Raw genomic sequence first — 13,408 nt, 5'->3', positions numbered from 1 at the left:
CGTGATCGTATGGACGGCCGCCCAGTTTCGCCGGAGAAAGTGAAAACTGTTGTGTGTAACGATATTTCGGATGGTTCAATCTCAGGTCCGACGAGATGCGACGAGGGCAACCCGGCAATTCTCGGGTGCCCTCGTCGCGACGTGAAGAGTCAGCTGCCGAAGGAGCCGAGGAAGATCTTGAGGAATTCGTCATTGCTCATGTGGTAGCCAGCACACCCGTCGCAGCGCGTCTGGGCCTTCATCGACGGGAAGTTCTGGGTGCCGAGCCCGGAGATGTCGGCGGTGACACCAGAGTTCTGGACATAGGCGGTGTATTCCTGCCTCATGGTTCCGTACCAGTTGTAGGTGACCTCGATGACGACGGTGTCGCCGGCCGCGGTGATGGGCCACCCGGCGCCGGGCGCCACGTAGTTGCCCACCAGCTCCGGCGTGGCCGTGATCGTCTCGGTGGTCCTGCCGCCGTCCGCCTTGGTGTAGGTGATCTTTGCCGTGGGGCTCCCGGTGTATTTGGGCCCTTGGTCGTCGATCCGGGTGATCAGGCGGTCCGGGGTCCCGGTTGCGGCGAAGGTGGTGCGGAAGGTCACCTGCAGGCCGCCCCCGCCCACATTCTTGCCGACCACCTCGCGGGTGATCGTCACGTTGTCGACGGTGGCGGTGTCCGAGCGCTGCAGGTCGGGGTCGTTTCCGTTTTCGATGACGCGCTCAGCGGAACCGACCAGGTCGAGGTTGGAGACGTCGACGCTGCCGCCGCTGCTGCCGGTCACGCTTTCGATGCTGCCGGTCGCGCCTGCGGTTGCGGTGCCGGTCAGCAGGCCTGTGGCGAGGAGGGCGGCGGTGGTGGCGACCGCGGCGAGGCGGCGGGTGGGTGTTGATGAGCGGGACACGGGACTCCGTTCGAGGTGGGCGACTGGCGCGCGTTGCGGGAGTCGACACCGTACGGGCCCCCCGACCGCGTGTGCGGTTATCGTATGGACGGCCGACCGGTTCCGCCGGAGAATCCGAAAACTGTTGTGTATAACAATATTTCGGAGGGTTCGATCCTCTGGTCCCGTGAGACGCAACGAGGGCCGGGACACAGTGTGTCCCGGCCCTCGTGAGGCTTCGCCTACGGCGCGTCAGCTGTTTGGACGCTTGCCGTGGTTGGCCTTGTTGCCCTTGCGGCTGCGCTTCTTGCGACCACGCTTACCCATGGTTGTCTCCTTCCCTCTGATCTCGCTCCGGGACATTCTTCCACGTGTGGTTGGCTGTACTTCCATTGGCAGGTCTAGACAAGCGAGGTGCTCGATGGCAGAAGACGTGCGTGCCGAGATGGTTTCCACCGTCTTCCAGGTGGTTGTCGCCGAAGGTGACGAGGTCAAGGAGGGTGACACCCTCGTGATCCTGGAGTCGATGAAGATGGAGATCCCGGTGCTCGCCGAGGTGAACGGCCGCGTGACCTCGGTGGATGTCACCGTCGGCGACGTCATCCAGCAGGGCGACCTCATCGCCGTCATCTCCTGACCGTCACACCCTGATCGATGTCCACCCTCAGTGATCTGCTCGCCGAACACACCGACCTGCCGGGCAGCGCCGTCGACCACCTGCAGCGGGTGGTCGGGGAGTGGCAGCTGCTCGCCGACCTGTCGTTCGCCGACGTGCTGCTGTGGGTTGGCGCGGACAGCGGCAACCCGGAGGTCTCCGGCCACGGTGAAGTGGTCTGCGTCGCGCAGTGCAGGCCGACCACCGCCCCGACCGCGTTCGCGGAGGACGCCGTCGGCACGGTGGTCTCGGACGCCGAGCATCCGCACGTGCGGCAGGCGCTGACGGAGTGGCGAATCGTCCGGGTCGAGGACGGACCGCCCGGCGAGGGGACGCCGGTACGCCGCGAGGCGATCCCCGTCCGCTGCGCGGGGGACGTGATCGCCGTCCTCAGTCGCGACACCAACCCCACCCAGCATCGGCAGTCCAGCCCGCTCGAGGTCGCGTACCTCGACTGTGCCGCGGACCTGTGTCAGATGATCAGCGAGGGCACCTTCCCGACGCCGGAGGAGCACAGCGAGATCCTCTCCAGCCCGCGCGCGGGCGACGGCTTCATCCGGCTCGACTCCGACGGGACCGTGGTCTACGCCAGCCCGAACGCGCTCTCGGCCTATCACCGGATGGGCCTGACGACCACGACGCTGACGGGCAGCGACCTGGCCTCGGTGACCCGGACGCTGGTCACCGACCCGTTCGACTCTCAGGACGTGGCCAACGACATCAGGGCCGCGCTCGCGGGCAAGGCGGGCAGGCGGATGGAGGTGGAGGCGCGCGGGGCGACGGTGCTGCTGCGCACCCTTGTGTTGCGGCCGGGCGGCCAGCCCGCAGGCGCGGCGGTGCTGATCCGCGATGTCACCGAGGTCAAGCGCCGCGACCGCGCGCTGCTGAGCAAGGATGCGACCATCCGGGAGATCCATCACCGGGTGAAGAACAACCTGCAGACCGTTGCCGCGCTGCTGCGGCTGCAGGCCAGGCGCACCAACAACGACGAGGCCCGTCAGGCGCTGAGCGAATCGGTCCGCCGGGTGACCTCGATCGCGCTGGTGCACGACACCCTGTCCATGTCGGTGGACGAGGAGGTCAACCTCGACGAGGTGGTCGATCGGCTGGTGCCGATCATGGCCGACGTCGCGATGGTGGGCAACGCGGTCCAGATCCGTCGGGAGGGCAGCCTGGGGGTGTTCCCCGCCGAACGGGCCACCCCGCTGGTTATGGTGCTGACCGAGCTGGTGCAGAACGCGATCGAGCACGCCTTCGAACCGGGGGAGCCCGGCACCGTGACGCTGCGCGCCGAGCGGTCCGCGCGCTGGCTCGACGTGGTGATCCACGACGACGGCAACGGCCTGCCGCCGGGCTTCAGCCTGGAACGGTCCGACCGCCTCGGCCTGCAGATCGTCCGGACGCTGGTATCCGCCGAGCTGGGCGGTTCGCTCGGCCTGCATCCCGCCGAGGGTGGCGGAACGGACGCGGCGCTGCGGGTGCCGCTCGGGCGCCGCGCGAACCGCGTGTGATCGCGGATCGACCCAGGAGACGACTAAGGCCCGGCACCATCATGGTGCCGGGCCCGTTCGTACGGTGCTGTGTTGCTAGACCGTGGTGCGGGCGCGGGTGCGCGCGTTGCGACGCTTGAGGGCGCGACGCTCGTCCTCGCTCATGCCGCCCCAGACGCCTGCGTCCTGGCCGGACTCGAGTGCCCAGGACAGGCAGTCGGCGGTGACGGGGCACCGGTTGCACACCAGCTTGGCGTCTGCGATCTGGGCGATGGCCGGACCGCTGTTGCCCACGGGAAAGAACAATTCCGGGTCTTCATCCCGACAAATTGCGTTGTGGCGCCAGTCCATCCTTCTGCTCCTTAACCGGGTGCGTTCTGCACCGTTTCGTATCGCTGAGTTCATGCGCATTCTGGGAAATGTTTCCGCGCTGTTGCTTGTGAATGCTTTCACGAACGAGCGGGATGTCAATGGAATCAGACCGCTTCGTGGGGTAACTCACTCTGTTAGGTTGCCCTATGCGGTCTGGGCTACTTTCTACCCCGGTTTCGGCGAGATTGCACTAGTCCCGTAGGATTTCTTGGCATTTTCTCATGTTGGGGCCGATCGCGCAGTGCGGTGACGGGGGGAGCCGGCCGACGCGTCAGACGCCGCTCGGCGCCACGACGGAGATCGCGTCGGGGACCGAGACGAACTCGACCTCGGTGCGCATGCCGATGTAGTCGCCGTCCATCTGCAGGGCGATCGGTGTGGTCGAACGGATCAGCACCCGCGGCACATCATCCACCCGAAAAAGGTTGCGCGCCTTCGGTTGTGCGCCGGGTGTGAGGAGTTGCCTGACCAACTTCAGGGTCTTGGGGACGCTCATCGTCCGCATCGCGAAGACGCCGAGTCCGGTGCTGAACGTGGTCTCCGGGTTGACCCGGACGGGACGGTCGTTCAGGTAGGTCCACGGGCTGGAGTTCGACACGAAGGCGTAGTGCACGCCCTCGACGGGGTCGTGGCCGGGCACCCGCACGGTCAGCGTCGGTTCGGCGCCCCGGATGCGGAAGAACTCGCGGACCGCGGTCCGGACGTAGCGCGACGGCGTCGCCGGATGGCCGTTGCCGCGGCTCGCGTCGATCGCCTCGCATACCTGCGCGTCGAGGCCCATGCCTGCGTTGAAGGTGAACCAGCGGTTGTCGCAATGGGCGAGGCCGATCCGCCTGCTCTGACGCAGGGCGAGCAGCTCGATGAGCTGATTGGTCGCCGCCACGGGATCCGCGCTGATGCCGAGCGAGCGGGCGAACACGTTCGCCGAGCCGCCGGGGACCACGGCGATGAGCGGGATGGGCCCGATCGCGAGCTCGCTCATCGAATCGGGTCGCGGCGCGCCGAGTAGTCCGTTGATGACCTCGTTCACGGTGCCGTCGCCGCCGTGCACGACGATCAGACCGATGCCCTCGATGGCAGCGCGCCGGGCGAGCTCGCCCGCGTGACCGCGGTGGGTGGTGTGCGCGACCCGCACCTGGACTCGGCTCGACACCGCGTGCGCGAGCAGATCACGCGCCGCGGGGGTCGTCGAGGTGGCATTCGGGTTGACGATCAGCAGCGCGCGCACAGGACACCACCCTAGCGGGGAGCTTCGCGTTCTATAGGCTGGCGCGGTGCCAGAACAGCCCACACGCCCCAGCCCGCCCGCAACGGTCCGTTGGGCCGGAATGCTGGTGACCCTTCAGGGCACCGTCGCGGTAGGCATCGCGATCGCGCTGCTGATCCGCGGCCTCCTCGGCCACGATCAGACCGCGACCAGCGGATACGGCACCGCGGCGTGGTTCGTGATCCTCGGTGGCGCGGTCCTGGCCGCCGGCATCGCGCTGATCACGGGCAGGCGCTGGGGTCGCACGATCGCCGTCGTCGCCCAGCTGTTGCTGCTCCCGGTGTCCTGGTCGCTGCTGACCGACTCGCACCAACCGGCGTACGGGGTGTTGCTCGCGGTGATCGTGGTCGCCGCGCTGGTGTTGCTCTTCAGCAGTCCCTCGTCGCGGTGGATGGCCGACGAGTACGGGGACGAGGCCTCCTAGCCGCTACGCCTGTGCGGCGAGGCCGGCGAGGGCGTCGCCGGACAGGCGGTAGGTGGTCCACTCGTCCTGGGCGGTCGCGTCGAGCGACTCGTAGAACGCGATCGACGGGGCGTTCCAGTTCAGCACCGACCAGCTGAGCCTGCTGTAGTCGTTGTCGGCGCACTCCTTGGCCAGCGCGGCCAGCAGGGCCCGCCCGTGGCCTGCGCCGCGCCGCTCCGGCAGGACGAAGAGGTCCTCCAGGTAGATCCCGTGGACGCCGTCCCAGGTGGAGAAGTTGCGGAACCACAGCGCCAAGCCGATGACGGTCCCGGCCTCCTCGGCCACGTGGCAGAAGGCGGACGGGTTCTCGCCGAACAGTGCGGTGGTGATCTGCTCGACCGTCACGGTGCACTCGTGCCTGGCCTTCTCGTACTCGGCCAGGTCGTAGATCAGGCCGGTGATGGCAGCGGCGTCGTCGGGGGTGGCCCGCCGGATCATGATTGCTCTCTCTCGAATCGACTCAATAGGTGACGTTGTGTGAATTGATCTGCTGAACTCCGTGATCGAAGCCGAGCACGGAGATCGCCGCCGGGTCCATTGCGAACCGTCGGCCCTCGGTGACCGGGAGCTCGGCCCACCGGGCCAGCAGGGCGCGGGAGAAGTGCGCATGCCCGACGAGGATCACGTCGCGCTCCTCGAGCTGCGACAGCGCCGTCGACAGGACCATGTCGGCGCGGGCCGCCACGGACTCGGCGCTCTCCCCGCCCGGGCACGGGTGCGACCAGACGGTCCAGCCCGGCACGCTCTCGCGGATCTCGGGGGTGGTCATGCCCTCGTACCGGCCGTAGTCCCACTCCGCCAGCGCGTCCCACGCGGTGGCGGCCCCGAGCCCGGCCAGCTCCGCAGTCCTGGTGGCCCGGCTGCGCGGGCTGGTCAGGACCAGCGGTTCCCGAAGCCCCAGCCGGGCGATCCGGTGCCCGGCCTCCCGTGCCTGCTCCTCGCCCGCCGCGGTGAGCGGGATGTCGGTGCTGCCGGTGTGCCTGCCGTTCAGTGCCCACTCCGTGGCGCCGTGTCTGACCAGGGCGATACGGGGGCGTGCGGTGCTCATGCGGCAATGATGCCAGGGCGATCTGGGCCCGACCGCTCGCCACATCCGACGAAGTGCGCAAAGATCACCCCGTGACAACTGTGCTCGCTGTGGCGAATCAAAAGGGTGGGGTCGCCAAGACCACGACGGTTGCCTCGCTGGGGGCCGCGCTCGCGGGCCTCGGGCGCAAGGTGCTCGTGGTGGACCTGGACCCCCAGGGCTGCCTGACGTTCTCGTTGGGACACAACCCGGATCGGGTCGAATCGTCGGTGCACGAGGTGCTCACCGGCGAGGCGGCCCTGCGCGAGGTGATCCTGGACACCGAGGAGGGCATCTCGCTGGTGCCCGCGACCATCGACCTCGCAGGCGCGGAGGCGATGCTGCTGATGCGGCCGGGCCGGGAGTTCGCGCTCAAGCGCGCGCTGGCGACGCTGGACAACGACTACGACATCGTGCTGATCGACTGCCCGCCGTCCCTCGGCGTCCTGACCCTCAACGGGCTCACCGCCGCCGACTCGGTGCTGGTGCCGTTGCAGTGCGAGACGCTGGCGCACCGCGGCGTCGGGCAGCTGCTCCGCACCGTTGGCGAGGTGCAGCAGATCACCAACCCCGACCTGCGCCTGCTCGGCGCGCTGCCGACGCTCTACGACGCCAGGACCACGCACAGCCGCGATGTGATCTCCGACGTGGCCGATCGCTACGAGATGCCCGTGCTGGCGCCGCCGATCCCGCGCACGGTGCGGTTCGCGGAGGCCTCGGCCTCGGGTGCCACGGTGCTCGCGGGCAGGCGCAACAAGGGCGCCCTCGCATATCGGGAGCTGGCCGAGCAACTGGTGGCGCACTGGGACACCGGCGCGGACCTGGTGACCTTCAGCCCCACGGCCTGACTCGTCAGCGCAGGGCGACGACGTCGTCCCCGCGCTGCTCGAGCAGCACCGTGCCCACTGTCGCACTGGTGATCGGTGCCTGCTCGCCCGCGCGGTCCACGGCGATCCGACGCACCTCGGCTCCGGTCGACAGGTCGTGTACGGCGATGGCGCCGTCGACGGGGACCAGCATCTGGCCCGCCATCAGCGTGCCGGGGCCGATGGCCCCCTCGATGGTCCACCGGGGCACCAAATCGGTTGCGCCAAGGGCGATCACCCGTGAGCCGGTCCACCACGAGTAAACCGAACCGACCTTGACGACCTTCGAATCCGGCGAGACGTCGGCGGGTACCGGGTGCATGGCGATGGGCGCGCCGGAGCCGTCGAAGACGCCGACCCTGGCTCCGGTCGAGGGTCCGGCGGGCAGGTAGACGGCGGTGCGGTCACCCGTGACGGCGAGGACCTTCGCGCCGGTGACTCCTGGGTCGAGATCGGCGAGCACGCTCGAGCCGTACTCGTCGGGCTCGGTGTTGTCCTTGGGAGCGGGGTTCAACACGCTGAGCCGGTCGGCGGGCTCGTCGGGGCATCGCTCCAGCACCGAGAGCCGCGTGCTGCTCGACGCCGACGAGACCAGCTCGCAGCCCGAGCGTGGCTGGGTATTCGGGTTGACCGGTGCGTCGACGCGGCCGAATTCGAGGGTGCGCACCAGATCCGAACGCCACAGCTCCATCCGGTCCGTCCCGCGCGAGGTCACGTAGGTGCCGTCCTCGGACAGGACAACGGCGTCGTCGGCATCGCTGCTGCGCTGGGCGACCCTGGCGCCGTTCGCGCCTGCCAGTTCGGTGACGGCTCCGCAGCCGCGACCGTCGTGGTACACCGACACGACGGAGTTCCACGCCCCGATCACCCCGCACAGCGGCAGGTCCCGGGTGTAGCTCCACAGCTCCGCGCCGGTGTCACGGTCGCGTCCGATGACCGCACCGCCCTCCGCGGTCACCACGGCGCCACCCGCGACGACCGGACGTCCGGTCGATGCGCTGTCGGCGCGCCAGATCTCGGTGACGCTCTCCGGGATGGACAGCGCCGTCTCTGCCGGTGTGGCAGGGGTTTCCGCGGTGATCGAGGTGGTTCCCCTGGCATCGCTGCGCAGCCAGATCACACCGGCGGCGAGCACCACGACGACCGCGATCGCGGCAGCGGCGATGAGGTCGGCGCGCGTGCGCCGCTCCGGTGCGACCACGGCGGCGGGCTACTCCGAGGCCACGGCCACGGAAGGTGCGGCTGCCGCTGCCGCGGGCTTACGCCGACGCCTGCGACGGCGCGCAGGCGCGGTGCCGTCGCCCGAGGGTGCGGTGGTGTCCGTCGCCGGGGCGTCGGAAACCGCTGCGGTGGTGTTGGTTTCGGTGGTGCTGCGACCACCGCGGGTGCGCTTGCGCGGGGACCGGGTGCGCGCCGGGCGCTCGGACTTCTCGCTTCGCTCGGTGCCGGCGGTGGTGTCGTCGGAGCCGCCGCCGGTCTCCGTCGCGCGCTCGGGCCTGGCCCGCTTGATCGAGCCCTTGGCGTCGGTCGGGATGTTCAGCTCGGAGTACAGGTGCTCGGAGCTGGAGTAGGTCTCGGCGGGGTCAGGGATGCCGAGTCCGAGCGCCTTGTCGATCAGCTGCCAGCGGGGGATGTCGTCCCAGTCGACCAGCGTGACCGCGATGCCGGTGCGGCCCGCGCGACCGGTGCGGCCGATGCGGTGCACGTAGGTCTTCTCGTCCTCGGGGCACTGGTAGTTGATGACGTGGGTGACGTCGTCGATGTCGATGCCGCGGGCCGCGACGTCGGTGGCGACCAGCACGTCGATCTTGCCGGTGCGGAACGCCTTGAGGCCCTTCTCCCGCGCCACCTGGCCGAGGTCGCCGTGCACGGCGCCAACGGAGAACCCGCGCTCGGCGAGGTCGTCGGCCACCTTCTGCGCGGTCCGCTTGGTGCGGGTGAAGATCATGGTGGCGCCACGACCCTCGGCCTGCAGCACGCGGGCGACCATCTCGGCCTTGTCCAGCGCGTGGGCCCGGTAGATGTGCTGGCTGGTGCGGTCGTGCACCGCCGACGATTCCGGCTCCTCGGCGCGGATGTGCGTCGGCTGGGTCAGGAAGGTTCGCGCGAGGGTGATGATCGGTCCCGGCATGGTGGCCGAGAACAGCATCGTCTGGCGCTTGTCGGGGACCATGCCGAGGATCCGCTCGATGTCCGGCAGGAAGCCGAGGTCGAGCATCTCGTCGGCCTCGTCCAGCACGAGCACGCCGACCTTGCCGAGGATGAGGTGGCCCTGCTTGGCCAGGTCGAGCAGCCGGCCCGGGGTGCCGACGACGACGTCGACGCCCTTCTGCAGCGCGGCGATCTGGGTCTCGTACGGGCGTCCGCCGTAGATCGAGAGCACCTCGAGCTTGCGGTCGCCTGCCTTGAGGAACTTGCTCGCGTTGACCAGGTCCTCGGTGACCTGGATGCACAGCTCGCGCGTCGGCACGATGATCAGCGCGCGGGGGGTGCCGTCCAGCGTCGCGGTGCCGGTGTCGCCGGTGGCGATGCGGTGCAGCAGCGGGACGCCGAACCCGAAGGTCTTGCCCATGCCGGTGCGTGCCTGGCCGATGAGGTCGTCGCCGGCCAGCGCGAGCGGCAGGGTCAGCTCCTGGATGGCGAAGGTGCGGTCGATGCCGATCTCCGCGAGGGCCCGGACGATCTCGTCCCGAACGCCGAGTTCGGCGAACGTCGGGGCGATATGGGTCTCGTCGAGCTGGGCGGAGAGAGTGGTTTCGGTCGCGTCGTCTTCATGGTCGATCGTGATCTTGCTCAGGGGTCTGGCCTTCCTCGTTGGCACGCGCGCACGAGGTGGGGCCAGGCCGATTGTCGGCCGATGTCGGTGCCCTCGTCCGTGAGTCGCGCTTCCTGCTGCCTGAGCGCGGAAATCTGGGGATCTCGGCGCGGCGCGGGAAGGGACTTCAAGATCAGGTGCGCGCACATTATCTGCGGGTCGCCGCGTGGTTGTGTCGGCCCATTTGCTCGGGCTACGGGCGGCTGCCCGCGTCCATGGTAGCTTGCGCGACCGCCTGCGCCGGTATTTGCATGGCCAATCTCACCGTCTTCACCCTGGCGCGGCCCCCGCGAGCGGGCACCACGCGACGTCTACGCTGTGCCCATGGGAGCCAATTCGTCGGATTCATTGACGCCAGCCATTGCCGCCGATCATCCGGGAGTCGGCGAACTGTTCGCCGCTCTCGCGTACGGCGAGATCTCGGCTTTCTACCGCCTCGCGGAGGATGCGCAGATGTCGCCGACCCTGCAGGGGAGGGTCGCGCTGGCGAGCATGGCCGCCGCGGAGATGAGCCACTTCGAGACCCTCGAGTCCGCGTTGACCGCGCGGGGGCACGACGTGTACTCCGCGATGAAGCCGTTCGTGGCGGCGCTGGACGACTATCACGCCTCCACGCACCCCTCGACCTGGTTGGAGTCGCTGGTCAAGGCGTATGTGGGCGACGGCATCGCCGCGGACTTCTACCTGGAGATCGCGGACTCCCTCGACCCGTCGGTGGCGGGCGTCGTGCGCGAGGTGCTCGCCGAGACCGGGCACTCGGAGTTCGTGGTGCACGAGGTCAGTGCGGCGGTCCGCTCGAGCACGCAGGAGAAGGACCGGCTGATGCTGTGGGGACGTCGGCTGCTGGGGGAGGCGATCACCCAGGCGCAGTACGTGATGGCTCAGCGCCAGGATCTGACCGAGCTGGTGATCACCGCGAGCGGCGACCTCAGCGGCATCGCCGCCATGTTCGACCGGATGCAGGAACGGCACTCCGAGCGGATGACGGTGCTCGGACTCGTGTGAGACCGGTCCGCTGCTGTTCGCTCTCAGCACACGCACAGCGGGGGCGCCGCGGCGAGCGGCTGCACTAGCCTTGGGCTTCGGTAGTGATGGCACGAGATTTCGGAGGTTGGCCGTGGAGGTCAAGATCGGTGTTTCTGACAGCCCGCGCGAGCTCATCGTGAACAGCGAACAGACATCCGACGAGGTCGAAGCCCTGGTCGCGGGCGCGCTCGGCGGCGAGGGCGGCGTGTTGGCGCTCGTCGACGACAAGGGACGCAAGTTCCTGATCCAGGCCAGCAAGGTGGCGTACGTGGAGATCGGACCGTCGGACAGCCGCAAGGTCGGCTTCGCGGCGACCAGCTGACCTGAAGAAGCGGACGAAGAAACGGGGCGCGGTCATCCGCGCCCCGTTCTCGTGTGTGCCGCTGTGGTTCGTATCGCGCAGTTCAGTGCTGCAGCGGGACGTGTGACAGTCCGCCCCAGGCGAGCACGACGGTGGTGTCGACGGCTTCCTCCTTGGGGATGGGCCGGTTCGCCTGCAGCCAGTAGCGCGCCGTGAACTGGCTGGTGCCGACGAGCCCGACCGCGAGGATGCGGGCGCGATAGGGATCGAGCCCCGAGTCGTGGCTGACCAGGTCGAAGACGGCGTCCACGCAGGCCTCGGTGGCCTGGTCGACCCGCGCAAGGACCTGCGGGTCACCCATCACGTCGGACTCGAACACCAACCGGTAGCCCTGGCTGTCGTTGTCGACGAAATCGAAGAAGGCCTGCACGGCCGCGCGGACGCGCTGCCTGTTGTCGGTGGTCGAGCGCAGGGCCTGCCGCACGCCCGAGATCAGGCTGTCCACGTAGCTCTGCAACACCGCGAGGTAGAGGTCGAGCTTGCCGGGGAAGTGCTGGTACAGCACGGGCTTGCTGACGCCGGCGCACTCGGCGATCTCATCCATGCCCGCAGCGTGATAGCCCCTGGTGACGAAGACCTCGCTCGCGGCCTGGAGCAGCTGCAACCGCCGCGCGTCGCGGGGGAGGCGGGTGCTGCGTTTGGTGGTCTGGCCTGCGGGTACTGCGGCCCGATCCGCGAGTTCTGTCATCGTGCTCCCAATCTGCTGCCTATCCACCATCACTGACCCGTGCGGTGCCGTGAGGGTGCTCACTGCACTGAGTGCACAAAGTCATCGAACGATACCCGGACGATCGCCGGGCCACCCTCACAATGGCGCATGCTGTGTAAGTGAGTATTCCAGGTGATGCGGTCGGTGTCGGCATGTCGCCGTCGGGCGCCCGGTCGGGACGACGTTCGGCGCGCCGAATCGCCGTTGCGCCGGTCTGTGAGATTCTGGCTCCGTGACAGATCGAGGTGGACCGCGGTTGCGGGGCGACGCTCCGCGTCGCTCCGGCGACAGTGGCTACCCCGACGACCGCTACTCCGCCGCGCGCGCAGGCGACGACTACCCGGACGATCGGTACCACGACGACGAGCGTTACGGGCGTCGTGAGACCGGCTCCCATCAGCCGCTTCGAGCGCAATGGGATCCCACCAGTCGCGAGCCGGGGCGACCCCGTGCCCCGCGGCCGGAACGCCAGGCCCGAATGCAGAGCAAGCTCGGCAAGTTCGTCTCCGTGTACGGATGGCGGGCGTACGCGATCCCGATCCTGCTGGTGGTCACCGTGCTGGTCGCCGTCGACGCGATCCGCGGCGGCGGCAGCTCACCCGAATCGGAGACCGGCGAGGGTCCGGGTCTCGGCGCGCTCAGCACGGCCACCGACGGCACCGATGTGATCGGCGTGCCGCCGCAGGCCGACGGCAACTTCGCCGCGACGATCCCGTCCGGTGCGCTCCCGGACGGGGGACCGTTCACCGCCCAGGGCGCGGGCACCTGGCACGTGATCCCTGGCGCCACCCCGCAGGCGGGGCAGGGCACCGAGCAGGTCTTCACGTACACCGTCGAGGTCGAGGACGGCGTCGACACCTCCGGCTTCGGCGGCGACGAGGCGTTCGGCCGGATGGTGGACCAGACCCTGGCCAACCCGAAGAGCTGGACCCAGGACCCGCGGTTCGCGGTCCGCCGGATCGACAGCGGCGAGCCCTCCTTTCGGGTGTCGCTGACCTCCCAGATGACCGTTCGCCAGGCCTGCGGATACGACATCGAACTCGAGGTCTCCTGCTACAACCCGTCGATCAACCGGGTGGTCCTCAACGAGCCTCGCTGGGTCCGCGGCGCCATCTCCTTCCAGGGCGACATCGGCTCCTACCGGCAGTACCAGATCAACCACGAGGTCGGCCACGCCATTGGCTATCAGGACCACCAGCCCTGCGAGTCGGACGGGGGGCTGGCGCCGGTGATGATGCAGCAGACCTTCGGCACCTCGAACAACGACATCGCCAAGCTCGACCCGGAGGGCGTGGTGCCGATGGACGGCAAGACCTGCCGGTTCAACCCCTGGCCGCACCCGCGCGGCTAGTCGGCTAGCTGTACTGCCCAGGGACGTTAGTCAAACGGCTGAAGGGAACGTTCCTGCCGATGGCGGAGTGTTGCCGATGGTGATTGTAGGTGTGCAGCCACCCC

At 68.9% G+C, this 13,408-nt stretch carries 16 protein-coding genes; 7 read left to right on the top strand and 9 right to left on the bottom strand.

All coding sequences use genetic code 11. The annotated features are described in order from the left end of the window. Window positions 1-149 precede the first annotated feature (149 nt). Together ACWFRB_RS12545 and ACWFRB_RS12540 are read right to left on the bottom strand one after the other, a co-directional pair. On the bottom strand, window positions 150-884 hold the full coding sequence (locus ACWFRB_RS12545; RefSeq protein ID WP_452641365.1) for a hypothetical protein: 735 nt from the start codon (window positions 882-884) through the stop codon (window positions 150-152). A 231-nt stretch (window positions 885-1,115) separates the two neighbouring features. Continuing rightward, complete coding sequence (locus tag ACWFRB_RS12540) at window positions 1,116-1,190, bottom strand: 50S ribosomal protein bL37 (RefSeq protein WP_115967926.1); 75 nt, start codon at window positions 1,188-1,190, stop codon at window positions 1,116-1,118. Window positions 1,191-1,284: 94 nt separating this feature from the next. On the opposite strand from ACWFRB_RS12540, the gene ACWFRB_RS12535 reads away from it, so the two are divergent. Both ACWFRB_RS12535 and ACWFRB_RS12530 read left to right on the top strand, forming a co-directional pair. Next, window positions 1,285-1,500: a biotin/lipoyl-binding carrier protein gene (locus ACWFRB_RS12535; protein WP_136906687.1), complete on the top strand. Its 216-nt coding sequence runs from the start codon at window positions 1,285-1,287 to the stop codon at window positions 1,498-1,500. A 17-nt stretch (window positions 1,501-1,517) separates the two neighbouring features. Further along, window positions 1,518-3,029: a sensor histidine kinase gene (locus ACWFRB_RS12530; protein ID WP_452641363.1), complete on the top strand. Its 1,512-nt coding sequence runs from the start codon at window positions 1,518-1,520 to the stop codon at window positions 3,027-3,029. Window positions 3,030-3,104: 75 nt separating this feature from the next. Here ACWFRB_RS12530 and ACWFRB_RS12525 read toward each other — a convergent pair whose 3' ends face one another. Further along, the gene (locus tag ACWFRB_RS12525) at window positions 3,105-3,359 is read right to left on the bottom strand and encodes a WhiB family transcriptional regulator (RefSeq protein ID WP_027500159.1); all 255 of its coding nucleotides are present in this window, start codon (window positions 3,357-3,359) and stop codon (window positions 3,105-3,107) included. A 292-nt stretch (window positions 3,360-3,651) separates the two neighbouring features. After that, window positions 3,652-4,608 (bottom strand): diacylglycerol/lipid kinase family protein, encoded by a 957-nt coding sequence (locus ACWFRB_RS12520; RefSeq protein WP_452641362.1) that lies wholly within the window; start codon window positions 4,606-4,608, stop codon window positions 3,652-3,654. A gap of 100 nt (window positions 4,609-4,708) precedes the next feature. Here ACWFRB_RS12520 and ACWFRB_RS12515 point away from each other — a divergent pair, with 100 nt between their 5' ends. Next, window positions 4,709-5,071, top strand: coding sequence for a hypothetical protein (locus ACWFRB_RS12515; RefSeq protein WP_452641428.1), 363 nt, complete (start codon window positions 4,709-4,711; stop codon window positions 5,069-5,071). 3 nt (window positions 5,072-5,074) lie between these two features. Here the strand turns inward: ACWFRB_RS12515 and ACWFRB_RS12510 are convergent, their stop codons facing one another. Continuing rightward, window positions 5,075-5,548 carry an N-acetyltransferase family protein gene (locus ACWFRB_RS12510; protein WP_452641361.1) on the bottom strand — a complete coding sequence of 158 codons (474 nt, stop codon included), beginning with the start codon at window positions 5,546-5,548 and terminating at the stop codon, window positions 5,075-5,077. Between the two features lie 22 nt (window positions 5,549-5,570). Next, entirely contained in the window at window positions 5,571-6,158 is a 588-nt protein-coding gene (locus ACWFRB_RS12505; RefSeq protein WP_452641360.1) for an acid phosphatase, read from the bottom strand. A gap of 71 nt (window positions 6,159-6,229) precedes the next feature. On the opposite strand from ACWFRB_RS12505, the gene ACWFRB_RS12500 reads away from it, so the two are divergent. Then, entirely contained in the window at window positions 6,230-7,024 is a 795-nt protein-coding gene (locus ACWFRB_RS12500) for a ParA family protein (RefSeq protein WP_077041046.1), read from the top strand. A 4-nt stretch (window positions 7,025-7,028) separates the two neighbouring features. Here ACWFRB_RS12500 and ACWFRB_RS12495 read toward each other — a convergent pair whose 3' ends face one another. Together ACWFRB_RS12495 and ACWFRB_RS12490 are read right to left on the bottom strand one after the other, a co-directional pair. Next, a complete protein-coding gene (locus ACWFRB_RS12495) occupies window positions 7,029-8,243 on the bottom strand; it encodes an Rv3212 family protein (RefSeq protein WP_452641359.1) in 1,215 nt (404 codons plus the stop codon). A gap of 9 nt (window positions 8,244-8,252) precedes the next feature. After that, window positions 8,253-9,863 carry a DEAD/DEAH box helicase gene (locus tag ACWFRB_RS12490; RefSeq protein ID WP_452641357.1) on the bottom strand — a complete coding sequence of 537 codons (1,611 nt, stop codon included), beginning with the start codon at window positions 9,861-9,863 and terminating at the stop codon, window positions 8,253-8,255. 318 nt (window positions 9,864-10,181) lie between these two features. Here ACWFRB_RS12490 and ACWFRB_RS12485 point away from each other — a divergent pair, with 318 nt between their 5' ends. Both ACWFRB_RS12485 and ACWFRB_RS12480 read left to right on the top strand, forming a co-directional pair. Beyond that, entirely contained in the window at window positions 10,182-10,862 is a 681-nt protein-coding gene (locus tag ACWFRB_RS12485) for a ferritin-like fold-containing protein (protein ID WP_452641355.1), read from the top strand. A gap of 112 nt (window positions 10,863-10,974) precedes the next feature. Further along, window positions 10,975-11,205: a DUF3107 domain-containing protein gene (locus tag ACWFRB_RS12480; RefSeq protein WP_452641353.1), complete on the top strand. Its 231-nt coding sequence runs from the start codon at window positions 10,975-10,977 to the stop codon at window positions 11,203-11,205. Between the two features lie 82 nt (window positions 11,206-11,287). On the opposite strand, the gene ACWFRB_RS12475 is transcribed toward ACWFRB_RS12480, so the two are convergent. Further along, entirely contained in the window at window positions 11,288-11,932 is a 645-nt protein-coding gene (locus tag ACWFRB_RS12475; RefSeq protein WP_452641352.1) for a TetR/AcrR family transcriptional regulator, read from the bottom strand. 253 nt (window positions 11,933-12,185) lie between these two features. Between ACWFRB_RS12475 and ACWFRB_RS12470 the strand changes: the two genes are divergently transcribed. Next, window positions 12,186-13,304 carry a DUF3152 domain-containing protein gene (locus ACWFRB_RS12470; protein ID WP_452641350.1) on the top strand — a complete coding sequence of 373 codons (1,119 nt, stop codon included), beginning with the start codon at window positions 12,186-12,188 and terminating at the stop codon, window positions 13,302-13,304. The last annotated feature ends 104 nt before the right edge of the window (window positions 13,305-13,408 follow it).

The sequence above is a fragment of the Rhodococcus sp. NPDC055112 genome, assembly GCF_053607505.1.
Note: the sequence above shows the minus strand (reverse complement) of the source record. Positions and strands in the feature narration are given on the sequence as shown.